A 24,150-nucleotide genomic window follows, 5' to 3' on the forward strand; every position below is an offset into this window, starting at 1 on the left:
TACCCGGTACCCCTGTCGCGCTACGCGCGTTGACTCTAGGCTTCGCCAGACCTCCCAAGATGTATCGCTGTCCGCAAAGGGGACCACATGTCAGCGACGCCACAACGGCACCGCCGAACCCGCCGGTTGGCCCTCACCGCTCTCGCCGTTGCCACGGCGGGCGGTGCGATGATCGCCGCCGCCCTTCCGGCCGGAGCCGCGAGTGGTGACGGATACGGCCGTGACAACGGCCGCACCGTCGACGTACAGATGCTGTCGTTCAACGACTTCCACGGCACCCTGGAGCCCCCGCAGGGCTCCTCGGCCTACGTGAACGAGCTTCAGGCCGACGGCACCGCCACGCCCATACTCGCGGGCGGTGTCGAGTACCTCGCCGCCCGTCTGCGCGAGGCCCGCCAGGGCCACAAGTACTCCGTCACCGCTGCGGCCGGTGACATGATCGGCGCCAGCCCGATGGTGTCGGGCCTCTTCCACGACGAGCCGACCATCGAGGCGCTCAACGGCCTCGACCTGGACGTGAGCAGCGTCGGCAACCACGAGTTCGACGAGGGCAAGACCGAGCTGCGCCGCATGCAGTACGGCGGCTGCCACCCGGTCGAGGGCTGCTTCGAGTACGGCAAGGAGTTCGGCGGCGCCGAGTTCAAGTACCTCGCCGCGAACGTGGTGGACGAGAAGACCAAGCGTCCGATGATGAGCCCCACGTACGTCTGGAAGCAGGGGGACGTGAAGATCGGCTTCATCGGCGTCACCCTGGAGGGCACCCCCGACATCGTGACCGCCGACGGGGTCAAGGGCCTCAAGTTCGGCGACGAGGTCGAGACGATCAACAAGTACGCCGAAGAGCTGAACAAGCAGGGCGTGAAGTCGATCGTGGCCCTGATCCACGAGGGCGGCCTGCCCGCGAGCGGCGCGTACAACTACGACTGCAACGTGCCCGGTGCCGGCGCCGGTATCTCCGGGGCCATCGTCGACATCGCGAAGAACGTCTCGCCGAAGGTCGACGCGATGGTCACCGGTCACACGCACCAGGCGTACGCGTGCAACATCCCCGACCCGGCGGGCAACCCGCGCACGGTCACCTCGGCCGCCTCCTTCGGCCGGCTGTTCACGGACACCACCCTCACGTACGACCGCCGGACCAAGGACATCGTCCGTACGCCGGTCGCCTCGCCGCTGGTGGTCCAGAAGGTCGTCAACCGGAAGGATCCCGCCGACGACATGACCACGCTGATCCAGCGCTGGAATGCGCTGGCCGCGCCGATCGCGAACCGTCCGATGGGCTACATCTCGGCCGAGATCGCGGGCCGCGGCTCGAAGGAGTACGAGAAGCCGCTCGGTGACGTGATCGCCGACGCGCAGCTGGAGGCCCTGGCCCCGGCGGCCAAGGGCGGCGCCGAGCTCGCCGTCATGAACCCGGGCGGCATCCGTGGCGACCTCGCCTACAAGGCGGCCGGCAGCGAGGGCGACGGGGTGGTGACGTACGGCGAGTCGTACACGGTGCAGCCGTTCACGAACATGCTGAACGTCGTGGACCTGACCGGCGCCCAGCTGATCACGATGCTCCAGCAGCAGGTCAGCGGGCCGGTCAACGGTCCGGGTCCGAAGATCCTGCAGATCTCCAAGGGCTTCTCCTACACCCTGGACACCACCAAGGCGGGCGCGGACCGCATCGTCGTGGACTCGGTGAAGCTGAACGGCGCGGCCATCGACCCCGCCCGGACCTACCGGGTCGCGATGAACGAGTTCCTCGCGGGCGGCGGTGACGGTTTCACCGTCCTGAAGGAGCACAAGAACAAGCTGGTCGGCGCGTCCGACCTGGACATCCTCAACGCCTACCTGACCGCGCACTCCTCGCCGGCCGCGCCGCTGGCTCCGCCGGCGGCGGACCGGATCACGATCATCAAGTAACACCTGAAGCAAGCAGTACCTGCCTCTTGAGGGGCGGCGGGCCATCGGCCCGCCGCCCCTTCGGCGTTCCCGGGCGTCCCGCAGGGTCCTACGGCGCGGCGAGGAAGCCGCGTACGGCCTCCGCGAGGCCCTTCGGGTCCTGGAAGGGCACGAAGTGCTCGGTGTCGAGGCCGGTGTACGAGGTCCCGGGGCGCCGGGCGACCATCGCCTCGGCCAGCTCCCGGGAGAGCACGTCGCTGCGCAGCCCGTGGACGAGCAGCGCCGGGCAGCTGCTCGCGAGCCAGACGTCCCAGCGCGAGCTCTCGTCTCCGGTGAGGGTGGCCAGGGTGGCCGCGGGGTCGAACGGCAGCCGCCAGCCGGTGTCTCCCCCTGGCAGCGGGCGCAGGAAGGGCCCGGTCCCCTCGGCGAGCGGGCCGAGGGCGGCGAGGAGTTCCTCGCGGGTGGGCGCGGTGTACGGGAGGTCGTGCAGGAAGTCCCAGAAGGACAGGGCGTCCCGGCTCGGGCTCTCCACCGGGGCGTCGACGTTGATCAGGGCGGACACCAGATCGGGCCGGGTGGCGGCCAGGTGGTAGGCGTTGACCCCGCCGAGGGAGAAGCCGAGGACGGGCACCGGGCCGCCGGGGGCGAGGTGTTCCAGCAGGGCGACGGCGTCGGCGGTGTAGCCCGCGCGGCCGTACTCGGGGGCGAGGTCGGAGTCGCCGTGCCCGCGCTGGTCGGGGGCGATGACCCGCCACTGCTCGCCGAGGTCGGCGGCGAGGGCGGTGAAGTGGGCGCCCTCGGAGAGGGCGCCGTGGAGGGCGAGCAGCGGGCGGCCGGGACCGCCGAAGTCCAGGTAGGACAGGGTGCGGTCGTCGATCTTCAGCTCGTGGCGCATGGCGTTGCTCGGCATGGCGTCGCTCTCCCCGTGTGTGCTGGTCGGTGGGCCTGGGTTCAGCCTGCCAGGATTTGGGCAACCGCGCAATACAACCGTGTAGGGCGCTTGCCCAAAAATGGGCGCGGATACGATCCCGGCATGGGAAATCGCGAGGACCTGCTGGCCGGAGCCCGGCGCTGCCTGGAGGAGAAGGGCTACCTCCGGACGACCGTGCGCGACATCGCCTCGGCCGCGCAGGTGAGCATGGCCGCGATCGGCTACCACTTCGGCACCCGCGAGGTGCTGCTCAACCAGGCGCTGTTCGCGGCCATGGACGAGTGGGCCGCGGGGTCGGGCCGGCTCACCGGGCAGGGTGATACCGCACGGGAGCGCTACGCCGACACCTGGGACCGCAAGATCCGGGACTTCGGCGAGATGCGCTGGCTCTGGACCGCCTCCGTCGAGGCCTTCGTGCACGCGCAGTCCTCACCCGAGCTGCTCGCCGTCCTGGCCGAGGGTCAGCGCCGCAACCGGCGCATGGTGGCCGCGCAGTTGCGCGGGGTCCCCGTCGAGGAGGTCGCGGAGGAGGACGTACGGAGCCTCGGGTCGGTGCACATCGCGCTGCTGACCGGGGTCATGGTGCAGTGCCTGACCGACCCGGAACACGCTCCGGACGGCCGGTCCCTCGCCCAAGGGCTGCGCCTGATGGCGGAGTTGCTCGAAAGCTGAGCGCTACCCGTGGGTAGTAATGAGAGGCTCCGCACGCCATAATCCGGGCCACCACTGGGTCGGCAAAGGGGCGGGCATGGGCGTGGGCGTTGGCGTGGGCGTTGGCACGGATGAGGGCGGCGCGATGACGGGGCTGCGCCGGCGCGGCTTCCTCGCGGGGGCGGCCGCCCTGGGCGGCGCGACCCTGCTCGGCGTGGGCGCCGGGACGGCCTCGGCGGCCCCCCGGGCCACCGGCACGGCGGCGAGCGCCCTCTCGACCCAGGACTGGATGAGCGGCCTAGGCGACTCCACCCCCCTCCAGCGGATGACCATCCCCGGCACCCACGACTCGGGCGCCACCAGGGGCGGGCTCTACGTCGCCTGTCAGAACACCTCCATCGCCGACCAGCTCGGCTCCGGGATCCGCTTCCTCGACGTCCGCTGCCGGGTGAGCGGCGGGTCGTTCGCGATCCACCACGGCGCGTACTACCAGAACCTGATGTTCGGCGACGTCCTCGCCGCCTGCTGGAACTTCCTCGCCGCGCACCCCTCCGAGACCGTGCTGATGCGGCTCAAGCAGGAGTACTCGGAGGAGAGCAACGCGACCTTCCGCGCCGTCTTCGACGACTACCTGAACAACCGGGGCTGGAGCCCGCTCTTCAGGATCGCGGACTCGCTGCCCGCCCTCGGCCAGGTGCGCGGCAAGGTGCTGCTGCTCCCCGACAACGGCGGCCTCCCCGGCGGCCTGCGCTACGGCGACGGCAACGTCTTCGACATCCAGGACGACTACATGGCCGAGCCCTTCGCCAAACGGGGCAAGATCGAGAACCACTTCCGCAAGGCCGTCCAGCAGCCCGGCAGGTTCTTCATGAACTACACCAGCACGGCCGCGGCCCTGCCGCCCCGCTGGAACTCCGACCGGCTGAACCCGCAGGTGCACGCCTTCGTCGACGGCTCCGAGCTGGCCGGCCGGACCGGACTCGGGATCGTCCCGATGGACTTCCCGAACACCCGCTCCGGCCTGGTCGCCTCACTGATCCGGCACAACTGACGCCTGAGCGGGCGGCGGAGTCGGGGCGCCCGGGATGCTGAGGACCGCCTCCGTGCCCGGGCCACCGTCCGCCGGGGCGCGCAGGGCGGCCGTGCCGCCCGCGCGCTGCACCGTACGGGCCACGATGGACAGGCCCAGGCCGCTGCCGGGCAGGGCCCGGGCGGACGGGGAGCGCCAGAAGCGCTCGAAGACGTGCGGGAGGTCGTCGGCCGGGATGCCGGGACCGCGGTCCCGTACGGTCAGCGCGCCCGCGCGCAGCGACACCGTGACCGTGCTGCCCGGCGGGCTGAACTTCACCGCGTTGTCCAGGACGTTGACCACCGCCCGCTCCAGGGCCGCCGCCTCACCGCGTGCGTACCAGGGCGCCAGGTCCGAGTCGAACTCCAGCTCCGGACCGCGCAGTCGGGCCCGGGACAGCGCCGCGCCCGCGATCTCGTGCAGGGCCACCACGCCGAGCGGGCCGGGGGTGGCCGCGTCCGGGCGGGACAGCTCCTGCAAGTCACCGATCAGCGAGGCCAGTTCGGTCATCTGCGCCTTGACCGAGGCCAGTAGCTCCTTGCGGTCCTCCGGCGGGATGGCCCGGCCGGTCTCCTCGCTGCGCGCCAACAGCTCGATGTTGGTGCGCAGCGAGGTGAGCGGGGTGCGCAGCTCGTGCCCGGCGTCCGCGATCAGCTGGGCCTGGCGCTCCTGGGAGGAGGCGAGGGCGGCCGTCATGGAGTTGAAGGACCGCGACAGGCGGGCGATCTCGTCGTCGCCCTCGTCGGGGATGCGGACGGTGAGGTCCTCGGTGCGGGCGATGTGCTCGACGGCGCCGGTCAGTTCGTCGACCGGGCGTAGGCCCGTACGGGCCACCCAGAGGCCGGCCACGCCGGCGCCGAGGATGCCGACGCCGGAGACGAAGAGGAGCACCCAGGCCAGGGTGGACAGGGGCTTGTCGATGTCGGCGAGCGGCTTGGCGACCGAGATGGCGAACAGCGGGGAGTTGGCCGTGAGCCGCGCGGGCTGGGTGTAGACGCGCATGTCGACGCCGTCGGCGGTGGTCACGTCGTGGAGGGAGGAGCCGCGGGTGCCCGCGGCGATCTGCTTGTCGGTCTCGGTGACGGGCAGGGTCGCCGGACCGCTCACCCAGCAGTGGCTGCCGTCGGCCGTCACGATCTGCACGGACGCGTTCAGGCTCGAGGCGATCTCCTGGCCGGGCTGCACGTTCTGGTTGTTCTGGGCGGGTGCCTTCTCCGGGCACGGCCGGTTGTCGCGGATGAGCAGGCCCACCTGGGCGGGCGCGTTCGTCGACATCAGGGACCGGTCGAGCTGGTCGCGCAGCTGGGTGCGCACCATCACCCAGGACACCGCGGCGACCGCCGCCACCGCGAGGGCCACCGCGACGGTGACCAGCAGGGCGAGGCGGGAGCGGAGCGGCAGGGCACGGAATCTGGCGGTGGGGCTCACTCCGGACCGCCGGTGTCGCCGGCCCCGGCGGCGCGCAGGACGTAGCCCACCCCTCGTACGGTGTGGACCAGGCGGGGCTCGCCCCCGGCCTCGGTCTTGCGGCGCAGGTACATCACGTACACGTCCAGGGAGTTGGAGCTGGGCTCGAAGTCGAAGCCCCATACGGTCTTGAGGATCTGCTCGCGGGTCAGGACCTGGCGCGGGTGCGCGAGGAACATCTCCAGCAGGGTGAACTCGGTACGGGTCAGCTCCACCGGGCGCCCGCCGCGGGTGACCTCGCGGGTGGCGAGGTCCATGCGCAGGTCGCCGAAGGTCAGCGCGTCGGCGTCGTCGGCCCTGCCGTCCGCGCCGGAGGGGGCGGCGTACGAGCTGCGGCGCAGCAGGGCGCGCACCCGGGCGAAGAGCTCGTCCAGCTCGAACGGCTTGACCAGGTAGTCGTCGGCGCCCGCGTCGAGGCCGGTGACGCGGTCGCCGACCGTATCGCGGGCGGTCAGCATCAGGACCGGCGTGGTGCTGCCGGCGGCGCGCAGCCGGCGCGCGGCCGTCAGGCCGTCCATCCGCGGCATCTGGATGTCCAGGATGATCAGGTCGGGGGCGTACGAGTCTGCCTTGTCGAGGGCGTCGAGCCCGTCGACGGCGGTCTGCGTGCCGTACCCCTCGAAGGCCAGGCTGCGGCGCAGGGCCTCGCGTACGGCCGGTTCGTCGTCGACGACGAGGATGCGCTGCTGGTCGCCTTCGGCGGTCATACGGGGTCCCCCCAGGTGGTGGTCGGTCTCCTACCAGGCTCGCACGGGCGGCCTGGAAGTCGGGCTAGAAGGAGGTCCCGAAACCGTTCGCGGTGCTGCCGGTGCCGCTGTCGGTGCTGTTGCCGGTACCGCCCGGGCCGCCCTTGCGGAGGGAGGGGAGGTCGGCCTTGATGGTGTTGACGGGGATGGCGAAGCCGAGGCCGACGCTGCCGGCGGAGCCGCTGCCGCTGGAGGGGGAGTAGATCGCGGAGGGCATGCCCACGATCTCGCCGTTCATGTTGACGAGCGCGCCGCCGGAGTTGCCGGGGTTGAGCGAGGCGTCCGTCTGGATGGCCTTGTACGAGGTGGTGTCCGTGCCGGTGTTCCCGTTGAACTGCTGACCGCCGTAGGAGAACGGGAAGCCGTCCTGGGGGGACTGCTGCTTCTCGGACTTCGGGACGTTCACCTCGCGGTTGAGCGCGGAGACGATGCCGCTGGTGACCGTGCCGGTGAGGCGGTCGGGGGAGCCGATGGCGACGACCTCGTCGCCGACCTTGATGTTGTCGGAGTTGCCGAGGCTGGCCGGCTTGAGGCCGCTCGCGCCCTCCAGCTTGATGAGGGCGAGGTCCTTGTCCGGGTCCGTGCCGACGATCTTCGCGCTGTACTTCTTGCCGTCGCTCATCGTCACCTGGATCTTGGCGGCGCCGTCGATCACGTGGTTGTTGGTGACGATCTCGCCGTCGGCGGTGATCACGATGCCGGAGCCGGTGCCCTGGCCGGAGGAGGTGCTGGTGTCGATGCGGACGACCGAGGGGCTGACGTTCTCGGCGACGCCGGAGACGGTGCCGCTGTTCGACTGGGAGATGGTGCTGCCGTTGACGCCGGTGCCGGTGCCGTTGGTCTTGTTCAGCATCTGCTGGACGGCGGCGGCCGTTCCGCCGCCGACGACGGCGGCCGCGAGGGCCACGGCGGCGAGGAGGGCGACCGGACGCTTGGCGCGGGCGTGGCCCTGGGCCGGGGCGGGGGCCGCCGGGGCGGCCTCGCCCCAGGTGGCCCAGCCGTCGCCGGCTCCGCCGCCGCTGTTCTGGGGGACGGTCTCGCCCTGGATGACCTGGGGAGTGTGGGCCTCGTGCCAGCCCGGGGCCGGGGCGGCCGGGGGGTAGGAGGGCGGCGGCGGGTACGAGGCGTCCTGCGCGAGCCGGTCACGACCGCGCTGCCAGTCCTCGCCCCAGGGGGCGGGCTGCTGGGGGCGGTTTTCCTGGGGGTACTCGCCTTCGCGGCGGAGGTTCTCGGTCATGGATATGACTGTGTCCGCCGATGATGAGAGCTTCCTGAGTCCCCGCTGAGAAGCCCGACAGAACCGTGTATGCCCGATATAAGGCCGGGTGTGGTCCGGCACCCCGGGTGCGGCCGGGTGGACCCTGCAGGGCAAAGTCCCCGACCCACCCTTCCACCGTTCCCCGGGCACTGCCCGGACCCCCTGGGGCTCCGCCCCAGACCCCGCGCCTCAAACGCCGGCGAGGCTGGGTTCGGGCGACCTCCGATTGCACCTGCCCGCAGAGCAATTCCAGCCCCTCCGGCGTTTGAGGAGCGGGGGTCCGGGGGCTGGCCCCCGGGAACGGCGCCGCACGAGGGAGCGGGTCCGGGCAGAGCCCGGGGAACGGGCGAAGGGTGGGTAGGGGAACCCAGCCCCGCAGGGCCACCCAGCCGCACCCGCCCACCGGGCCCGCGCCGGGACGGCAGTGGCCGCAGCGCCGACCAGCCACGCCGCCGGACGGAGTTCGGCGCAGCGGCGCGAAGCCGGTAAGGCCCTCCAGGGCCGCACCGCGCGAGCGGCGCATCAAGAGGAATCAGCGGCAGCCGCAGGAGCGGCGGATGACCAGGGCCGACGGGAACTGCTTCAGGCGTTCGCGGCGGGAGCCCGCCACCCGCAGGGCGTCGTCCAGGACGAGGTCCACCGCGGCGCGGGCCATCGCGGGGCGGTCCGAGGCGATGGTGGTGAGGGGCGGGTCCGTCAGGGCCGCCTCCTTGACGTCGTCGAAGCCGGCCACCGCCAGCTGCTCGGGCACGTCGATGCGCAGCTCCCGCGCGGCGCGCAGGACGCCGATCGCCTGGTCGTCCGTAGCGCAGAAGATCGCGGGCGGGCGGTCCGGTCCGGCCAGGAGCTCCAGGGCGACCTTGTACGCGTCGTAGCGGTTGTACGGGGCCTGGAAGAGCCGGCCCTCCACCGAGCGGCCCGATTCGAGCATGGCCCGCCGCCAGCCCTCGACGTGGTCGGCCACCGGGTCGCCGACCTCGGGGGTGTTCTCGACGCCGCCGAGGCAGGCCACGTACGGGTGCCCGTGTTCGAGGAGGTGCCGGGTGGCGAGCTGCGCGCCGCCGATGTCGTCCGTGACGACGGCGACGTCGTCGATGGCCTCGGGGCGCTCGTGGAGGAGGACCACGCGGGCGTCCCAGGCCTCGATCTCGGAGGCGGCCTGCTCGCTCATGCCCTGGCTGACCAGGATCAGACCGGAGACCCGCATCCCGAGGAAGGCCCGCAGATAGTGGACCTCACGCTCGGTGCGGTAGTCGGAGTTCCCGACCAGCACCATCTTTCCGCGCTCGGCGGCGGCCTGCTCGACCGCGTGCGCCATCTCCGCGAAGAACGGCTGGCGGGCATCGGGGACGATCATGCCTATGAGGTCGGTGCGGCGCGAGGCCATCGCCTGGGCGACCCGGTCCGGGCGGTAGCCCAGTTCCTTGATCGCGGCGAGGACACGCTCGCGCGTGGCCGGGGCAACCGGCCTGGGTCCGTTGTTGATGACGTAGCTCACGACGGCGGTAGAAGTACCCGCAAGTCGTGCCACGTCATCCCGCGTCACCTTGGCCACGCGCGGAAGTCTACGCGGGGTGACCTACCTCTGGGCAGGGCGTCCGGAGGAGGTCATTCCCACAGCCTTCCCACGCGCTCCCTAGTCCATCCGGGTGAGTGCCGCGGCAGCCCGCGCGGAGGCCTCGGCCGCCGCCTTGGTTGCCGCCTGCGCGGCCGCTTCCGCCGCCGCCCGTTCCACCTTCTCCGGGGTGACGAAGCGGTACCCGACGTTGCGGACGGTGCCGATCAGCGACTCGTGCTCGGGCCCGAGTTTCGCGCGCAGACGACGTACGTGCACGTCGACGGTGCGGGTGCCGCCGAAGTAGTCGTAGCCCCACACCTCCTGGAGCAGCTGCGCACGGGTGAAGACCCGGCCCGGGTGCTGGGCGAGGTACTTCAGGAGCTCGAACTCCTTGAAGGTCAGGTCCAGGACCCGGCCCTTCAGCTTCGCCGAGTACGTCGCCTCGTCGACCGAGAGGTCGCCGTTGCGGATCTCCATCGGGGAGTCGTCCGAGCCGAGCTGCTGGCGGCCGGTGGCGAGGCGCAGCCGCGCCTCGACCTCGGCCGGTCCCGCGGTGTCGAGGAGGACGTCGTCGATGCCCCAGTCGGCGGTGACGGCCGCGAGGCCGCCCTCGGTGACGACGAGGATCAGCGGGCAGCCGGGCCCCGTGGAGCGGAGCAGCTGGCACAGCGACCGCACCTGGGGCAGGTCGCGGCGGCCGTCGACGAGGATCACGTCGGCGCCCGGGGTGTCCACGAGGGCGGGGCCCTCGGCGGGCGCCACCCGGACGCTGTGGAGCAGCAGGCCGAGGGCCGGCAGCACCTCGGTCGAGGGCTGCAGGGCATTGGTCAGGAGCAGGAGTGAGCTCATGCCAGGCCCCCCGCCCGGGTCGGACGGTGGTGCTGGTCGTGCTGGTCGTTCTGGTGGTGCTGGTCGTTCCGGCGGTGTGCTTGCGCAGGTGCGTGCGCCTGTACCTCTGCCCGCACCTGCACTTGCACGACGGTTCGCTGGTCCATCACGTCGGTTCCTCCTCGGTCCCGTCGAGGACTTTCGCGGCACTGCTTCGTACGACTTGCAGGTGTCCGTCCGGCCCCCGCGCCCTGAGGCCCGGATGGACACCACTGTTCTCGGTCCGTTCAACGTGCTGAAAGCACAAAAGGACCCGGGGGCTACGTTGCCCGGATCCTCTCGCCAGCAGAATAGCCCACCCGCCCCGGCGGGGCCGAGGCTTCGGAGCGTTCCACTTCTGTGGTTCCCACCACCCCCGGCACCTGCATATGCGCCGGTTTCACCGGATCGGTGGACCCCGCGCGGGCCGCCTGGGCGCACGCGGGGCGCGCTGGGGCACGCCGGGATCGGGGGCGGGAGGGTTCATGATGGAGGCCGACGGCAGAGCGCCGACGAGAGGAGCGTGCAGTGGCAACCGGAACCATCCGCTACTGGGCGGCGGCGAAGGCCGCGGCCAAGACGGCGGAGGAGCCGTACTCGGCGCGGACACTGGCCGAGGCGCTCGACGCCGTGCGGGAACGCCACCCCGGGGAGCTGACCCGGGTCCTGCTGCGCTGCTCCTTCCTCGTGAACGAAGAGCCCGTGGGCAAGCGCCCGCACGATTCCGTCCAGCTGACCGAGGGGGGCACCGTCGAGGTGCTCCCGCCGTTCGCGGGCGGGTGAGCGGACCCCGATGACTACACCGAGCACGCCTGAGGAACAGCAGCAGCAGTTGCAGCAACAGCAGCAACAGCAGTTTCTAGAGCAGCAGCAACAGCAGCAGCCGGATCCGTACGGGACCCAGACCTGGCAGTCCCCTACGTGGGACACCTCGTACCAGCCGGTGCAGGCGCCGCTGGACGGCGTACCGGCGCAGTACCCGGTCGCCCCCGAGGGCTGGTTCCGCGAGGAGCCGCAGGCCCCGGGGCAGGGGCAGGGGCAGGGGCAGCCTCAGGCGCCCGTCTCCGGGCAGGAGTGGGGGCAGCAGCAGGCCTACGCGGATCCCTACCAGGACCCCTACGCGGCTCAGGCGCACCCGCAGACCGCGGCCCCGGACCACTGGTTCCGCGAGGAGGCGCAGGCCCCGCAGGCCGAGCAGCCGCAGCAGTGGGGGGAGGCGGCGTACCCGGCGCCCTACCCCGGCCCGTCCGAGCCCTTCCAGGCGGAGGCGCACGCGGCCCAGGCCCAGGCGGCCCAGGCCCACCCGGCGCAGGTCCAGGCTCCCGCTCCCGGCCAGGAGTGGGTCGCGGAGGCGGCCCCGTACCTCCCGCCGCAGGCGGACCAGGCCCCGGACGGGGCTCCCGCCGCGCCAGCGGTGGCGGCCGACGGGGCGGCCGAGGAGGAGCCCGCCTGGTCGCCGCCCACCCTCGCGGGCAACACGCTGCGCGCCGTGGACCCCGCCCAGGCCCGCGCCGAAGGCCGCTCTCCGATCATCGATCCCGGTCCGCAGGCGGCCATACTGACGGCCGCGCTCGGGCTGGTCCTCGCGGCCGCCGCCGCGCTGAGCGAGTACGCACTGCTCGCGCCCCTGATCGCCCTCCAGGGCCTCACCGCGGCGGGCTGGTTCCGGCTCAACGGCATGTGGCCGGCCCGTCAGGGCATCGCCCTGGCCTTCGCCGGGGCGGTCGTCGCCGACGTGGCGGTGCTCGCGGTGGACGAGCCGTACGGCCCCGGCGCGATCGTCGGCACCCTCGGCGCCTGGGTGCTGCTGACGCTGGTGCTCCAGCTGCGCAGCCACGCGGATCCCGACGAGCGGATGTACGGGCTGATGGCGTCCGTGGCCTCGGCCGCGCTGGCCGTCGTCTGCGCCGGCTATCTCGCGGCCGACTCCGCCGCCGTGAGCGTGGGTGCCGCCGCCGTGGCGGTGGCCGTCTTCGCCCGGGCGCTCCCGCTGCCCACCGCGCCCTCGGTCGGCGTCTCGCTGGCCGCCGCGGCCGGTGCGGGCATCGCCGTGGGCGGGCTGACGTCCGTCGGAGCCGGCGGTGCGCTGATCGGCCTGGCGGCCGGGGTGTGCGCGCTGATCGGGCTGCGCGTGGCCGCGTACGACTACCCGTCGAAGTTCGTCCACATGACGGCCGGTGTCGCGCTGCCGCTGGCCGCGGCGGCGCCGGCGGTCTACCTGATCGGCAGGGTGGTGGGCTGAGGCCCCGGCCTCCCCTCCTGAGCGCCCGCCCCGCTTGCCCGGGGCGGGCGTTGTCATGCCGCCTGCCTTATCGCCTCGGTGGGCCCCACCGAGCCCCACCGGGCCCCACTGAGCCTCGTCAGGCCCCACCGAGCCCCACCGGGCCTCGCCAGGGCCCACCACGCCCCAACCTGCCTTCACGTCGCCGGACGTCAACTCACAGCGTTCTCACGGCCGGTCATGGTCCACTGGGCCGACGTACCAAATCGTCTGGGGGGTGGGCACGTGCGTGTCCTGCGTGTCGTTGTGATCATCGGCGTGGTTCTCGGTGGCCTGTTCGTCGGGCTGGACCGCTGGGCCGCCGGCTATGCCGAGGACCGGCTGGCGGACCGGATCCAGGCCAGGCAGGGTCTGTCCGGGGTGGAGGCGGACGTCCACGGGTTCCCCTTCCTGACCCAGCTGCTCACCCGCGACCTCGACGAGGTCGACCTGAAGGTGGCCAGCGTGGACGTGGCGACCGCGGACGGCCGTACGACGCACCTGTCCCGGCTGCGGGTCGCCTTCCGCGGGGTGGAGCTGAACGGCGACTACGACGGCGGCACCGCCCGTTCCGCCAAGGGCTCGGCCCTCGTCACGTACGCCGACCTGACCGCGGCCGCCCAGCCCGGGGTGAAGGTCGCCTACGGCGGGGCGCCGGGCAAGCTGAAGGTGACCGCGAGCGTGGAGTTCCTCGGCAGGACGCTCAGCCGCAGCGTGGTGTCGACGGTCTCCCTCGTCGACTCCGGCGACGGGACGGGTAAGACCATCGTCCGGGTCCGTGCCGACGAGGTGCCGGGCGAGGGCCTGCCCGGGATCGAGGCCGTGGTCCGCAGGAAGACCGACTTCGACCGGCGGATCGACGGCGGTCTGCCGTCGGGGGTCCGGCTGACGGAGTTGACCTCGGACGAGTCCGGCGTGGTGCTCACCCTGGGCGGTAAGAATCTGGCCCTGGCCGGATAGTGAGACGAGTGGGTCCGATCCGCAGATGGGAGGGCCGTACGGGGCTCCGCGCGCCCCGCGCCCGAAGATCCACAAGGGGCCTCATCCCAGTATTCGGACGATCCTGTCTCGAAATATGACACGGCGGTGACAGGGCGGCCGATTCGTCCCTACGATCCATGGCTATGAAGCATCAGCAGGCGGACCTCACGAAGCGACGGGCAGTAGACCTGTGTCGCGTCGCCGCCATGCTCTGTCGATCCATGTGACGTGTGAGCGCATCCCGCTCCATAGCCGGACGACGGCCTTCCGCTTTCCCGTGCGACCACCTCTGCCTCCCGCCCTCCTGAAGCCTCCCCGCAACAGGATCCGCGAGCGCACCCGGACGCACGCACCCCGCACCATCAGCAGCACCCCGCCGCACACTGCCCCGGAGGAGAACACCATGAGCCGCAGCGACGTCCTCGTAGACGCCGACTGGGTCGAGGCCCACCTGAACGACGCGAACGTCGTCATCGTCGAGGTGGACGAGGACACGTCCGCGTACGACAAGAACCACATCACCAACGCCGTCCGGATCGACTGGAAGAGCGACCTCCAGGACCCGGTCCGCCGCGACTTCGTGGACCAGGAGGGCTTCGAGAAGCTCCTCTCCGCCAAGGGCATCTCCAACGACGACACCGTCGTCCTCTACGGCGGCAACAACAACTGGTTCGCGTCCTACGCCTACTGGTACTTCAAGCTCTACGGCCACCAGGACGTCCGCCTGCTCGACGGCGGCCGCAAGAAGTGGGAGCTCGACTCCCGCGACCTGGTCGACGGCACCGAGGTCCCGAGCCGCCCGGCCACCGAGTACAAGGCCAAGGCCCAGGACACCTCGATCCGCGCCTTCCGTGACGACGCGGTCGCCGCGATCGGCACCAAGAACCTGGTCGACGTCCGCTCGCCCGACGAGTTCTCGGGCAAGCTCCTCGCGCCGGCGCACCTCCCGCAGGAGCAGTCGCAGCGTCCGGGCCACATCCCGAGCGCCCGCAACATCCCGTGGTCGAAGAACGCCAACGACGACGGCACCTTCAAGTCCGACGAGGAGCTCACCGCCCTCTACCAGGCCGAGCAGGTCGACCTGGCGAAGGACACCATCGCCTACTGCCGCATCGGTGAGCGCTCCGCGCTCACCTGGTTCGTGCTGCACGAGCTCCTGGGCCAGGAGAACGTCAAGAACTACGACGGCTCGTGGACCGAGTACGGCTCGCTGGTCGGCGTGCCGATCGAGCTCGGCGCCAACAAGTAGTTCCGGGCACCCAGTATTTCGGGGCACGCGACGCCCCGTAGTCATACCTCTCTAGGACAGGACAGAGAACATGTGTGGAGCAAAGATCGGCGGGCCCGACCTCTCGACGCTGAAGCCCGGTGAGACGGCCATCCAGGGCCAGGTCACCAAGGACGGCGAGCCCATCAGCGGCTACGTCCGTCTGCTGGACTCGACCGGCGAGTTCACCGCCGAGGTCCCGACCTCGGCCACCGGCCAGTTCCGCTTCTACGCGGCCGAGGGCTCCTGGACGCTGCGCGCCCTCGTGCCCGGCGCCCAGGCGGACCGCGCCGTGGTCGTCGTCGAGTCCGGCGGCGTCACGGACGTGGCGATCGCGGTCTGAGCACCGCACCTGTGTGACCGCATGACTGCACGACCGCATGACTGCACGACCGGCCGAAGGGCCGCACCCCCGGGGGTTGGACGCCATCGGATCGGGGTGCGGCCCTTCGTGTCGTTCCGGGCCGTTCCGGACCTCCCCGGGAGTGCGGGGCGGCCCTACCCTGGAGGCATGTACGCCCGGCGGCGCCGCGCCTACTTCCTGCTCATGGGCGGATGCCTGTTCCTCTTCGTCTCCGCCTGGTCCTTCGTGCGCCTGTGGTCCATCCCGGCCGCCGTGGCGATGTGCGTGGTCGCCATGGTCATTCCGCCGGTCGCCGCGATGGTCGCGAACCGGCGCGGCCCGGACGACCGCTGGTGGGACGACCCCTCGGGTGATGCGAAGTCCGACGAGTGGTGGGACGAACTGGACGGAAAGCCGCGTCGCGAGGATTGAAACCTGTTGAGATAAAAATGTAATAAGGGTGATCACAACATCTCCCCACGCGAGGGTGTCTTCTGTGTACGCGGGCGATCGGTCCGCGACTCCAGTCCTGTGGGGGGACTTCTTTTGGAACACGAACAGACCATCCCTGACCAGCGGAAAGAGGCGGAGAGTGCCCCGGAACCGGGCACTCCGGACGCGGCTTCGGCAGCTCCCGAAGCAGCTCCTGAAGCTCCCGAAGCGGCTCCTGAAGCCACCCTCGAAACCGCTCCCGGCACGGCCCCCGACGCAGTTCTGGAGACGGCTCCGGCCACTCCCCGCGTCCGGCGCGGCCGCCGTGCGGTCCTCCTGATCGCCGGCGCCGCCGTGCTCGGCGTCCTGGCGGGCACGATCACCGGCTACGCGATCCAGTACGACCGCGAACCGACGCCGCTGGCGCCGCTGGCGCAGGCGGACCTGGCCTATCCGAAGGCGCTGGCGCCCGACGACGCCACCACGCACCAGACGATCAACGCCAACCGCTGGCACAAGACGGACGATGACCTCGCGAAGCTGCTGGTCGAGGTGCCGGGCGGGGCGAAGGGACAGGGAACGGGCTATGTACCCCCCGAGTACTTCGCGACCTTCTTCAAGCGTCCGGACGTGATGGTGGGCTCCCTGTCCGAATTGGACGTCAGGCGGATCGCGTCGGTGGGCTGGGAGGTGAACGACACCGTCTTCGTCGACGTGCGCCTGATCCAGTTCAAGGACCATCAGGGGGCGGAGGAGTACCAGACGAGCCAGTCCGAGTACATGCCCGAGGCGGAGCACGCGGGCAACGAGGGCGTGGCGATTCCGGGCCTCCCGGCCGAACTGGGGCACGTCTGGGTGGACTCGAAGGCCGACGAGAAGCCGGGGTACCTTCCGCTGCGCAACGCTCGCGCTCTCGCCCGCCGCGGCGACATCGTGCTCGACATCCACTACACGAACAACCGCGGCAAGATCACCCAGGGCGATGTCGTGAACCTGGCCAAGCGACAGCTGGAGCGACTGTGACCGAGCCGCAGAACGAGACGATCCCGGCCGCGGACCCGCAGTCCTCGGCGCCCGTCGAGGCGGCTGCCGTGCCCGCGCGCCGGAAGACCAGCCGCAAGGCGCTCGCCCTGACCGCCGCCGGCGCGGCGGTGGCCGTGTTCCTCGGCGGCGGTGTGTGGGCCGCCGCCGCGATCGAGGACGCGGACCGCGAGGCGCCCACCGCCTACTGGGTCCCCTTGGGCGAGAGGATGGGCGTGCTGCCCACGCCCGAGGCGGTGCCGGGGAACTCCCTCTCGGGCAAGCTGCTGCCGGTGACGGGCGACCTCCGCTTGGGCACGGACCTGGGGGCGGACGGCAGCGACTTCGTCGTCTCCGGCGAGCAGGCGGTCGAGGCCCTCAGGGAGACCCGCAACGGCCTGACGAGCTCGCAGCGCAAGGACCGCGACAAGCTGCTGGCCGAGATGAAGCTCAAGGGCCTGGCCGGACGCAGCTACATCCACACGAACACGATCTGGTACGCCGAGGTCCGCATCATGCAGGCCGACCCGAAGGCGCTGGACAGCTTCTCGCGGATCACCAAGAAGGTCCTCGAATACACAGGTGACGGCCGCGAGGCGCCGAAGGTGGACGGGTTCCCGGCCGCCAAGTGTGCGCTGGAGGCGATCGGGGAGAAGGGCAAGGAGAAGATCGATTCCCTCGACTGCGTGGCCGTCGAGGGCGACGTGATGGTCACCTTCCACTCCTACGGGCCGAAGCCCTTCCCCACCTCCGAAGTCGTCGAGTTCTTCAAGAACCAGCTGAGCCACCTGAAGTCCCCGGGGGAGTCCGCGTGACCGAGCAGAACACCACCGAAGCGGCGCCCGGGCCCGTCGAGGACGCCGTCCCGCAGGCCGCCGTGGCCGCGGACCCGGCCCCCGCGTCGCCGACTCCCGGGCAGGACCCGACCGCCCAGGCCCCGGCCGGCCCGTCGGGACCCCCGGCCGACCAGCCCGCGGGCACCGCGACCCCGGCCGCACCGGCCGTACCGGCCGCGCCCAAGGACCGCCGCAAGCTGTTCGCCGCGCTGCGCTGGACCGCCGCCGTCCTCGTCTTCGGCGCCGTCGGCACGGGTGTCGCGTACGAGGTCACCCAGCCCGAGCGCACCGACATCCCGGGCCTGTCCACCAAGAGCGACGGCCGCTGGACGTACCCGGCGCTGGCCAAGCCGGTGCTGCCGGCGGGTGCGGCGCTGCCCTTCGGGAAGGACAACCCGGACGGCATCCACTACGCCGGTCTCACTCAGCTGCTCCTGTCGCCGCCCACCGATTCCACTCCGGACTCCAAGCTGAAGCTGGAGAAGGACGAGGTGGTGAGCGTCGGCACCTTCCTGGAGGAGTACGAGTCCGGCGAGCGCCCGAAGATGCAGGAGCAGTTCACCAACGAGGGACTGCGCCAGATCGTCGGCCGCGGCTGGACCACCCCCGACGGCACGCGCACCCGGATCTACCTGCTCCGCTTCCACGCCTCGGGATTCGTGGACACGTTCAAGGGCTGCAGCCGGGACATGAAGCTGGGCGGCGTCGCCCGTACTGATCTGGACCTCGACTGGAACAAGGCCAAGAGCGGACAGTCCGCGGTGATCGGCGGCGGACTCGCGCTCTACCGGGAACCCGCACCGGTCGGCGACGAGCAGGTCAAGGTCGGCTGCATCCAGTCCGGTGATGTCCAGGCCGTGATCCTGCAGACCCGCAAGGGCGATGTGGCGACCGTCCCCTTCCACCAGACGGTGATCCTCCAGCACCAGCTGCTCCGCTAGCGCCGTCCGACACGGAGCCTCCCCCCGTACGGGCAACCTCACAGAGTGTGCCGGTCCCCGGGCCAGTAGGCTTGGGGACCGGCCCCGTAATGCCGTCACACACTCCGAGGAGCACCCCGTGCTTGAGGCAGTCTTCACCTCCCTGCTGGTCCTGGTCTGCGTCGGCGTCCTCGCCTTCTCCGTCCTGGCCGTGAAGAAGCTGTACCAGGGCCAGCGCTGATCCCCTCGGATCTGCCGCCGACCGCCCCGGATACCGGAACCCCTCCCACAGATCGCCTGAGCTGAGCAGCCATCCATGATCCAGATTCCGTCCGACCTGAACCCGAGCCTCGTTCCCCTCGCCTTCCTCCTGGGCAATTGGGAAGGCGCAGGCGTCTTCGACTTCCCCGGTGAGGAGAAGTGCAACTTCGGCCAGGAAGTCGTCTTCAGCCACGACGGCCGGGACTTCCTGGAGTACCACTCGCACAGCTGGGTTCTTGACGCCGAGGGCAACAAGGTGCGGCCGCTGGAGTCCGAGTCGGGCTACTGGCGCATCGACAGCCAGCGCAAGGTCGAGATCGTCATGGTGCGCGACCAGGGGGTCGTGGAGATCTGGTACGGCGACCTCGCCGACCAGAAGCCGCAGATCGACGTGGTCACCGACGCCGTGGCCCGTACGGCCACCTCCCGCCCGCACACCGGCGGGAAGCGGCTCTACGGCTACGTCAAGGGCGACCTGATGTGGGTCGGCGAGAAGGCCACCCCCGAGGTGGAGCTGCGCCCGTACAAGTCGGCCCAGCTGAAGAAGGTCGTCACGCCCGAGGAGGTCGCCGAGATGGCGCGCAACCTTCCGGACATGCCGGACGACGGCATCGCCTTCTTCCGCTAGGCCTGGCGAGGTCGTACGTACGCGCAGGAGCCCCCGGCAGCTTTGGCCGCCGGGGGCTCCCGCATGTCCACCGCTCTCCCCGCTCCCCCCGCGGCGACCCGAGGCCTACACTGGCCGGGTGGTGACCACCGACAGCACCGAGAACCTCGCCGCCGCCGACGGCGGCGACTGGAAGAGCGACCTGCGCCAGCGCGGATACCGCCTGACCCCGCAGCGTCAGCTCGTGCTGGAGGCCGTCGACGCCCTGGAGCACGCCACCCCGGACGAGATCCTCGTGGAGGTCCGCAAGACGGCCTCCGGGGTCAACATCTCCACCGTCTACCGCACGCTGGAGCTCCTGGAGGAGCTGAAGCTCGTCTCGCACGCCCACCTCGGGCACGGGGCCCCCACGTACCACCTCGCCGACCGGCACCACCACATCCACCTGGTCTGCCGCGACTGCACCGAGGTCATCGAGGCGGACGTGGACATCGCCGCCGAGTTCACGTCCAAGCTCCGCGACACCTTCGGCTTCGAGACCGACATGAAGCACTTCGCGATCTTCGGCCGCTGCAAGACCTGCGCCGCCAAGCAGCGCTAGGCAGCGCCGGGCAGCGCGCCGGGCAGCAGGCACGCGGGCGTGCCCTAGGTCCGTTCGGGGCAGGGTCGTAGGCTGGTGCCATGACCAGCAGCCCCTTGCTCCATCTCCCCGGCGCCGTCCAGGCCGAAGGCCGCGACGAGGGCGTCGCCGCCCACTACGGAGAGCTGTACGGAGAACAGCGCACGCTCGCCGACGGCCGCGGCTTCGTCGACCTCTCCCACCGCGGGGTGGTCACCGTCACCGGCTCGGACCGGCTGAGCTGGCTGCACCTGCTGATCACTCAGCACGTCACCGCCCTCCCGGCCGGCCAGGCCACCGAGGCGCTGATCCTCTCCGCGAACGGCCACATCGAGCACGCGCTCTACCTCGTCGACGACGGCGAGACGATGTGGATGCACGTCGAGCCCGGCACCCAGGAGGCGCTGATCGCCTACCTGGAGTCGATGATCTTCTTCTACCGCGTGGAAGTCGCCGACCGCACCGCCGAGTTCGCCGTCGTGCACCTGCCGGCCGGCTCCATCGCCGAGGTCCCCAAGGAACTCGCCGTACGGGAGACCCCGTACGGCCGCGACGTGTTCCTGCCGCGCGACGGACTGGAGGCCTTCGCCGCCTCCCACGGCCCGGCCGCCGGGCTCCTCGCGTACGAGGCCCTGCGCGTCGAGGCGCACCGGCCGCGGCTCGGCCTGGAGACCGACCACCGCACCATCCCGCACGAGCTCGGCTGGATCGGCACCGCCGTGCACCTGCAGAAGGGCTGCTACCGCGGCCAGGAAACGGTGGCCCGCGTCCACAACCTGGGCAAGCCCCCGCGCCGGCTGGTCTTCCTGCACCTGGACGGCTCCGAGGTGCTGCTCCCCGCGCACGGCGCGCCCGTACGCCTGGCCGCGGACGGGGAGGAGGGCCGCCAGCTGGGCTTCGTGACCACCTCGGTCCGCCACCACGAGCTGGGCCCGATCGCCCTCGCACTGGTCAAGCGGAACGTCCCGGTGGACGCCCCGCTGCTGGTGGGCAAGACGGCCGCCTCGCAGGAGGTCGTCGTAGCGCCGTGACCGCGGCGCGCGCGACGGCCTGGATGCCGATCCAGATGTCGATCTAGATGTCGATGACGATGGTGAACGGGCCGTGGTTGGTCAGCGAGACCCTCATGTCCGCGCCGAACCGGCCCGTCTCCACCGTCGCGCCCAACGCCCGCAGGTGCGCCACGACCGCGTCCACGAGCGGCTCGGCGAACGCCCCGCCGGCGGCCGCGTTCCACGTGGGGCGGCGGCCCTTGCGGGCGTCTCCGTAGAGGGTGAACTGGGAGATCACCAGCAGCGGCGCGTTCACGTCGCTGCAGGACTTCTCGGCCTCCAGGATCCGCACCGACCAGAGCTTGCGCGCCAGCAACTCCGCCTTCTCCGGGGTGTCGTCGTGGGTCACCCCCACCAGCACGCACAGCCCCTCCCCGACGATCTCCCCGACGGTCTCGCCGGCCACCACGACGCTCGCGCCGTCCACCCTCTGCACCACTGCTCGCATGACACCTGTGTACCAGGCGTGCACCGCTGCTATCGATGAGGGCCGGTATCGGCCCCATCGCTGCCCACCGGCGTTGCCGGTTGTCTCCCCGAACGGTCTTGGGGGACGGGGAACAGCGCGAGCTGGTCGCTTCGGTCCCGGCAGGTCTTGTCACCCGGGTGGGGTGTGCCTGTGGTCCTGGGCGGGCTCGCGGTCCCTCGCGCCCTCGGCAGGGGAGCGGTCTGGCCGGTAGCTCTCCGCGCGACGATCCTCTGGTCGTGTGCGGTCACACCTGGCCGACGCCGGATCCCGTGTCCGAGGGCGCGTCTGCCGATCGCCACCGCGGCCGCGTGGTGGCCGGTGACGGTCATGATCTTGGATTGCTGCTGGAGGGGGGCCTTCCAGTGCAGGGTTCCCCAGCGGCTGGTGTAGGCGGGGTCGACGGCGATGACGACGAGGCCGGCGTGGTGGGCCATGCCGGACAGCCGGTCGCGGAAGCGTGCCGTGGGCAAGCCCGCGACCGTGCGCCGGAATGCCTTGCCGCGTTTGCCGCGTCCCATCGTCTCGCGACCGGTGGCGCGGGCGTCGGCGAAGCCGAGGTTCTCGATGGCCAGGCCGGCGCAGCCGTGCTGATGGGCGAGGTGGATCAGGTGGGTGATCGCCTGACGGAGGCGTCCGTCGCGCTGCGAGGTGGGGCCGGTCAGGTCGGTGGGAATCGTGACCGGTCGGCCGGCGGGGTTGCCGTGGGCGTCGACGACGCAGGCGGCCAGGTGATCGGCGTTGAGGTCCACGGCAAGCAGCCGGGCGCCGGTTGCGGCCAGCTCGGCAGGGGTGGGGAGGAGCGTTCTCGGGGTGGACCAGGAGGCGTCGAGGTACCAGCGGCCGCGTTCCGGGTCGCGGACGATGTCGTAGCGGACGGAACGGTTGGCGGTGATCCGGTCCAGCCACTCGTCTCGGCGGTGATTGAAGGTGACGGTGCAGGCGAGCCGGTACCGCCCGCGCGGGGCGTTCGCGAGGTGCCTGAGTGGTTCGGGCAGGACGAGGGCGACCGTGCCGTCGGCCGAATTCACGGTGATCGTGTAGTTGCCGTGCGGCGCACCCGACTCGCCGTCGGCGGTCAGGAACAGGCGACGTGCGTCCCACCGTTCCCGCCACCCGGCCTCGGTGAGCCCAGCGGCGGTGAGGCGGTGCCGCATCTTGGCGAGCTTCCGGCCGCCGATGACGATCGCCGGATGCCCGGACTCGATCCGCCGTTCCACCTCGGTCAGTCGGGCAGTGAGGACCTGCAACCGGCGCTGCTTCTGTGTTCTTTCGGCCGGGTCCGGATAGCCCCGAACACCACCCAGGCGCCGGCCGCACGGCACTGCCAGACGCCGGCGGATCTTCACGATGGTCCGGCGCAGCGAGGTCCGCTCGTCGAACAGGCTCCGGCGAGACAACTGGTGCTGGTCATCGGACGCGCGAGTGATCGCCCCCGCCCAGCGCGACGACGACACCTTCGTCAGCGCACGCTTGCGCTCCGCACGCCGATCCTCCTTCGCGGGCACCATCCCGATCCGCAACCGCTCGGCCAGGTCGGCACGGGCGTACCTGCCGAGGTGATCACCCACGATCCGCAGGACCTCTGCGTCGCAGGTGGACGGACGCAGACGATCCCGGATGCGCGCGCCGGCGGGCACCGACACCGTGAAGGGGTCGGCCGACGGGCGTCGCAGTGGAGGCTGCCGTCGCCTCCCCCCGACACTCCTCGCTCTCAAGCGCACCACCGGCCTCCCCTCCCCATCACGCACAACAGCACGGATGTTCCTCACTGAGACTGGCGTTTCCGTGAAGGTGCGGGTGCCTCGAACCCTTTCCCTTCACCCATATGAGGTATCTGGTGGACGGCAGCGGCTGACAGGCGAATCAGTTGGGCCGTCCGGGGCCGATCGGGTGGAGTGGGACTGCGTCGGTACCACGGGGAGTGGCACGATGCACGCAGGCGGTGCCCCCAGCACCGGTCGAGGGGACGGACACGAACGCATGAATACTTCTGGTACCTCCGCACCTGCTTCTGCGCCCATCGGACCACCCATCGGACCCATGGGATCCGGCGTGCCCGGCGCACCCGCGGCCTCCGCCGAGACCCCGGCGCCGCGCCCGCCCGCGCAGCGGTCCGGGGCCGCGGACGTCGCGGCGACGGCGACCACCGCGCTCGGGCTGCCCGAGCTGCGCGCGCTGCGCCGCGACGCGCAGCGCGACGAGGCCGACCTGAGCTACGTACGGCGGCTGCTCCAGGGCCGCATCGACATCCTGCGCGCCGAGCTCGCCCGGCGTACGGACCCCGAGGCGCCGGTGGTGGACCGGCTGTCGGAGATCCTCGCGGACGCTCCCTCCAGCCGCAGCGCCTCCGCCCGGCACGTCACCCTCGGCACCCCGCACGGGGAGGAGTACCGGCTGCTGGCGGCCGAGATGCTCTCCGACGTGGAGCTGTCGGACCTGGGCGCGCGCACGGACGAGGAACTCCACGAGGGCATGGGGAAGTTGGTGCGCTACGAGCAGCAGGTGTCGCGGCGCCGCCAGCAGCTCCAGCGCACGGCCGACGACTGCAGCGCGGAGATCACCCGGCGCTACCGGGAGGGCGAGGCCCAGGTGGACGACCTGCTGGCCTGAGCGGGCGGGGGTGCGGGGGCCCGCGGGAAATGCGGGCGA

General features: G+C 71.5%; 25 protein-coding genes. 17 read left to right on the forward strand and 8 right to left on the reverse strand.

Annotated elements, in window-relative coordinates:
- The first annotated feature begins 87 nt into the window (after positions 1-87).
- Positions 88-1,908 carry a bifunctional UDP-sugar hydrolase/5'-nucleotidase gene (locus OG276_RS19715; RefSeq protein WP_266907272.1) on the forward strand — a complete coding sequence of 607 codons (1,821 nt, stop codon included), beginning with the start codon at positions 88-90 and terminating at the stop codon, positions 1,906-1,908.
- Positions 1,909-1,996: 88 nt separating this feature from the next.
- On the opposite strand, the gene OG276_RS19720 is transcribed toward OG276_RS19715, so the two are convergent.
- Positions 1,997-2,797 (reverse strand): alpha/beta fold hydrolase, encoded by an 801-nt coding sequence (locus OG276_RS19720; protein ID WP_266907274.1) that lies wholly within the window; start codon positions 2,795-2,797, stop codon positions 1,997-1,999.
- Between the two features lie 123 nt (positions 2,798-2,920).
- Here OG276_RS19720 and OG276_RS19725 point away from each other — a divergent pair, with 123 nt between their 5' ends.
- Both OG276_RS19725 and OG276_RS19730 read left to right on the forward strand, forming a co-directional pair.
- Positions 2,921-3,490, forward strand: a complete 570-nt coding sequence (locus OG276_RS19725) for a TetR/AcrR family transcriptional regulator (RefSeq protein WP_266907276.1) — start codon at positions 2,921-2,923, stop codon at positions 3,488-3,490.
- Positions 3,491-3,566: 76 nt separating this feature from the next.
- Positions 3,567-4,520 (forward strand): phosphatidylinositol-specific phospholipase C, encoded by a 954-nt coding sequence (locus OG276_RS19730; RefSeq protein ID WP_266907278.1) that lies wholly within the window; start codon positions 3,567-3,569, stop codon positions 4,518-4,520.
- Here OG276_RS19730 and OG276_RS19735 read toward each other — a convergent pair.
- The 5 genes from OG276_RS19735 to OG276_RS19755 form a co-directional block, all read right to left on the reverse strand.
- The gene (locus tag OG276_RS19735; RefSeq protein ID WP_266907280.1) at positions 4,500-5,966 is read right to left on the reverse strand and encodes a cell wall metabolism sensor histidine kinase WalK; all 1,467 of its coding nucleotides are present in this window, start codon (positions 5,964-5,966) and stop codon (positions 4,500-4,502) included. The two genes, OG276_RS19730 and OG276_RS19735, sit on opposite strands and share 21 nt — an antisense overlap.
- Complete coding sequence (locus tag OG276_RS19740) at positions 5,963-6,712, reverse strand: response regulator transcription factor (RefSeq protein WP_266907282.1); 750 nt, start codon at positions 6,710-6,712, stop codon at positions 5,963-5,965. The genes OG276_RS19735 and OG276_RS19740 overlap by 4 nt, the downstream gene beginning before the upstream one ends.
- A gap of 64 nt (positions 6,713-6,776) precedes the next feature.
- Complete coding sequence (locus OG276_RS19745) at positions 6,777-7,988, reverse strand: S1C family serine protease (protein WP_266907283.1); 1,212 nt, start codon at positions 7,986-7,988, stop codon at positions 6,777-6,779.
- Positions 7,989-8,541: 553 nt separating this feature from the next.
- On the reverse strand, positions 8,542-9,564 hold the full coding sequence (locus OG276_RS19750; protein ID WP_266907285.1) for a LacI family DNA-binding transcriptional regulator: 1,023 nt from the start codon (positions 9,562-9,564) through the stop codon (positions 8,542-8,544).
- An 81-nt stretch (positions 9,565-9,645) separates the two neighbouring features.
- On the reverse strand, positions 9,646-10,416 hold the full coding sequence (locus OG276_RS19755; RefSeq protein ID WP_243339450.1) for a response regulator transcription factor: 771 nt from the start codon (positions 10,414-10,416) through the stop codon (positions 9,646-9,648).
- Positions 10,417-10,962: 546 nt separating this feature from the next.
- Between OG276_RS19755 and OG276_RS19760 the strand changes: the two genes are divergently transcribed.
- From OG276_RS19760 to OG276_RS19815, 13 genes are all read left to right on the forward strand, one after another.
- Positions 10,963-11,217 (forward strand): MoaD/ThiS family protein, encoded by a 255-nt coding sequence (locus tag OG276_RS19760; protein ID WP_266907287.1) that lies wholly within the window; start codon positions 10,963-10,965, stop codon positions 11,215-11,217.
- Between the two features lie 10 nt (positions 11,218-11,227).
- Entirely contained in the window at positions 11,228-12,676 is a 1,449-nt protein-coding gene (locus tag OG276_RS19765; protein WP_266907289.1) for a hypothetical protein, read from the forward strand.
- A gap of 264 nt (positions 12,677-12,940) precedes the next feature.
- Complete coding sequence (locus OG276_RS19770; RefSeq protein WP_266907291.1) at positions 12,941-13,654, forward strand: DUF2993 domain-containing protein; 714 nt, start codon at positions 12,941-12,943, stop codon at positions 13,652-13,654.
- A gap of 164 nt (positions 13,655-13,818) precedes the next feature.
- Positions 13,819-13,902 (forward strand): putative leader peptide, encoded by an 84-nt coding sequence (locus tag OG276_RS40965; protein WP_350206375.1) that lies wholly within the window; start codon positions 13,819-13,821, stop codon positions 13,900-13,902.
- 176 nt (positions 13,903-14,078) lie between these two features.
- Positions 14,079-14,924, forward strand: a complete 846-nt coding sequence (locus OG276_RS19775; protein ID WP_112449118.1) for a sulfurtransferase — start codon at positions 14,079-14,081, stop codon at positions 14,922-14,924.
- Between the two features lie 70 nt (positions 14,925-14,994).
- The gene (locus OG276_RS19780) at positions 14,995-15,285 is read left to right on the forward strand and encodes a DUF1416 domain-containing protein (RefSeq protein ID WP_243339454.1); all 291 of its coding nucleotides are present in this window, start codon (positions 14,995-14,997) and stop codon (positions 15,283-15,285) included.
- A 168-nt stretch (positions 15,286-15,453) separates the two neighbouring features.
- A complete protein-coding gene (locus OG276_RS19785) occupies positions 15,454-15,717 on the forward strand; it encodes a DUF3099 domain-containing protein (RefSeq protein ID WP_266907294.1) in 264 nt (87 codons plus the stop codon).
- A gap of 114 nt (positions 15,718-15,831) precedes the next feature.
- A complete protein-coding gene (locus OG276_RS19790; RefSeq protein ID WP_266907296.1) occupies positions 15,832-16,740 on the forward strand; it encodes a hypothetical protein in 909 nt (302 codons plus the stop codon).
- Positions 16,737-17,552 carry a hypothetical protein gene (locus tag OG276_RS19795; RefSeq protein ID WP_266907298.1) on the forward strand — a complete coding sequence of 272 codons (816 nt, stop codon included), beginning with the start codon at positions 16,737-16,739 and terminating at the stop codon, positions 17,550-17,552. The genes OG276_RS19790 and OG276_RS19795 overlap by 4 nt, the downstream gene beginning before the upstream one ends.
- The gene (locus tag OG276_RS19800; protein ID WP_266907300.1) at positions 17,549-18,514 is read left to right on the forward strand and encodes a hypothetical protein; all 966 of its coding nucleotides are present in this window, start codon (positions 17,549-17,551) and stop codon (positions 18,512-18,514) included. The genes OG276_RS19795 and OG276_RS19800 overlap by 4 nt, the downstream gene beginning before the upstream one ends.
- Before the next feature lie 295 nt (positions 18,515-18,809).
- Entirely contained in the window at positions 18,810-19,382 is a 573-nt protein-coding gene (locus OG276_RS19805; protein ID WP_266907302.1) for an FABP family protein, read from the forward strand.
- A 118-nt stretch (positions 19,383-19,500) separates the two neighbouring features.
- Positions 19,501-19,962: a Fur family transcriptional regulator gene (locus OG276_RS19810; RefSeq protein WP_323182348.1), complete on the forward strand. Its 462-nt coding sequence runs from the start codon at positions 19,501-19,503 to the stop codon at positions 19,960-19,962.
- An 80-nt stretch (positions 19,963-20,042) separates the two neighbouring features.
- Positions 20,043-21,011: a folate-binding protein YgfZ gene (locus OG276_RS19815; RefSeq protein ID WP_266907304.1), complete on the forward strand. Its 969-nt coding sequence runs from the start codon at positions 20,043-20,045 to the stop codon at positions 21,009-21,011.
- A gap of 43 nt (positions 21,012-21,054) precedes the next feature.
- Here the strand turns inward: OG276_RS19815 and dtd are convergent, their stop codons facing one another.
- Positions 21,055-21,480, reverse strand: a complete 426-nt coding sequence (gene dtd, locus OG276_RS19820; RefSeq protein ID WP_266907306.1) for a D-aminoacyl-tRNA deacylase — start codon at positions 21,478-21,480, stop codon at positions 21,055-21,057.
- Positions 21,481-21,509: 29 nt separating this feature from the next.
- Positions 21,510-23,069, reverse strand: coding sequence for a hypothetical protein (locus OG276_RS19825; protein ID WP_266907308.1), 1,560 nt, complete (start codon positions 23,067-23,069; stop codon positions 21,510-21,512).
- Positions 23,070-23,481: 412 nt separating this feature from the next.
- Here OG276_RS19825 and OG276_RS19830 point away from each other — a divergent pair, with 412 nt between their 5' ends.
- Entirely contained in the window at positions 23,482-24,111 is a 630-nt protein-coding gene (locus OG276_RS19830) for an AmfC protein (protein ID WP_266907310.1), read from the forward strand.
- Positions 24,112-24,150: the final 39 nt, after the last annotated feature.

It is taken from the genome of Streptomyces sp. NBC_00086 (assembly GCF_026343255.1).
In the GTDB taxonomy this organism is placed as follows: Bacteria; Actinomycetota; Actinomycetes; order Streptomycetales; family Streptomycetaceae; genus Streptomyces.

Coding starts and splice junctions, on each gene's coding strand:
- OG276_RS19765 (WP_266907289.1), top strand. CDS start 11,228: ATGACTACACCGAGCACGCCTGAGGAACAGCAGCAGCAGTTGCAGCAA.
- OG276_RS19725 (WP_266907276.1), top strand. CDS start 2,921: ATGGGAAATCGCGAGGACCTGCTGGCCGGAGCCCGGCGCTGCCTGGAG.
- OG276_RS40965 (WP_350206375.1), top strand. CDS start 13,819: ATGAAGCATCAGCAGGCGGACCTCACGAAGCGACGGGCAGTAGACCTG.
- OG276_RS19775 (WP_112449118.1), top strand. CDS start 14,079: ATGAGCCGCAGCGACGTCCTCGTAGACGCCGACTGGGTCGAGGCCCAC.
- OG276_RS19830 (WP_266907310.1), top strand. CDS start 23,482: ATGAATACTTCTGGTACCTCCGCACCTGCTTCTGCGCCCATCGGACCA.
- OG276_RS19755 (WP_243339450.1), bottom strand. CDS start 10,416: ATGAGCTCACTCCTGCTCCTGACCAATGCCCTGCAGCCCTCGACCGAG.
- dtd (WP_266907306.1), bottom strand. CDS start 21,480: ATGCGAGCAGTGGTGCAGAGGGTGGACGGCGCGAGCGTCGTGGTGGCC.
- OG276_RS19740 (WP_266907282.1), bottom strand. CDS start 6,712: ATGACCGCCGAAGGCGACCAGCAGCGCATCCTCGTCGTCGACGACGAA.
- OG276_RS19785 (WP_266907294.1), top strand. CDS start 15,454: ATGTACGCCCGGCGGCGCCGCGCCTACTTCCTGCTCATGGGCGGATGC.
- OG276_RS19805 (WP_266907302.1), top strand. CDS start 18,810: ATGATCCAGATTCCGTCCGACCTGAACCCGAGCCTCGTTCCCCTCGCC.
- OG276_RS19815 (WP_266907304.1), top strand. CDS start 20,043: ATGACCAGCAGCCCCTTGCTCCATCTCCCCGGCGCCGTCCAGGCCGAA.
- OG276_RS19730 (WP_266907278.1), top strand. CDS start 3,567: ATGGGCGTGGGCGTTGGCGTGGGCGTTGGCACGGATGAGGGCGGCGCG.
- OG276_RS19715 (WP_266907272.1), top strand. CDS start 88: ATGTCAGCGACGCCACAACGGCACCGCCGAACCCGCCGGTTGGCCCTC.
- OG276_RS19720 (WP_266907274.1), bottom strand. CDS start 2,797: ATGCCGAGCAACGCCATGCGCCACGAGCTGAAGATCGACGACCGCACC.
- OG276_RS19780 (WP_243339454.1), top strand. CDS start 14,995: ATGTGTGGAGCAAAGATCGGCGGGCCCGACCTCTCGACGCTGAAGCCC.
- OG276_RS19745 (WP_266907283.1), bottom strand. CDS start 7,988: ATGACCGAGAACCTCCGCCGCGAAGGCGAGTACCCCCAGGAAAACCGC.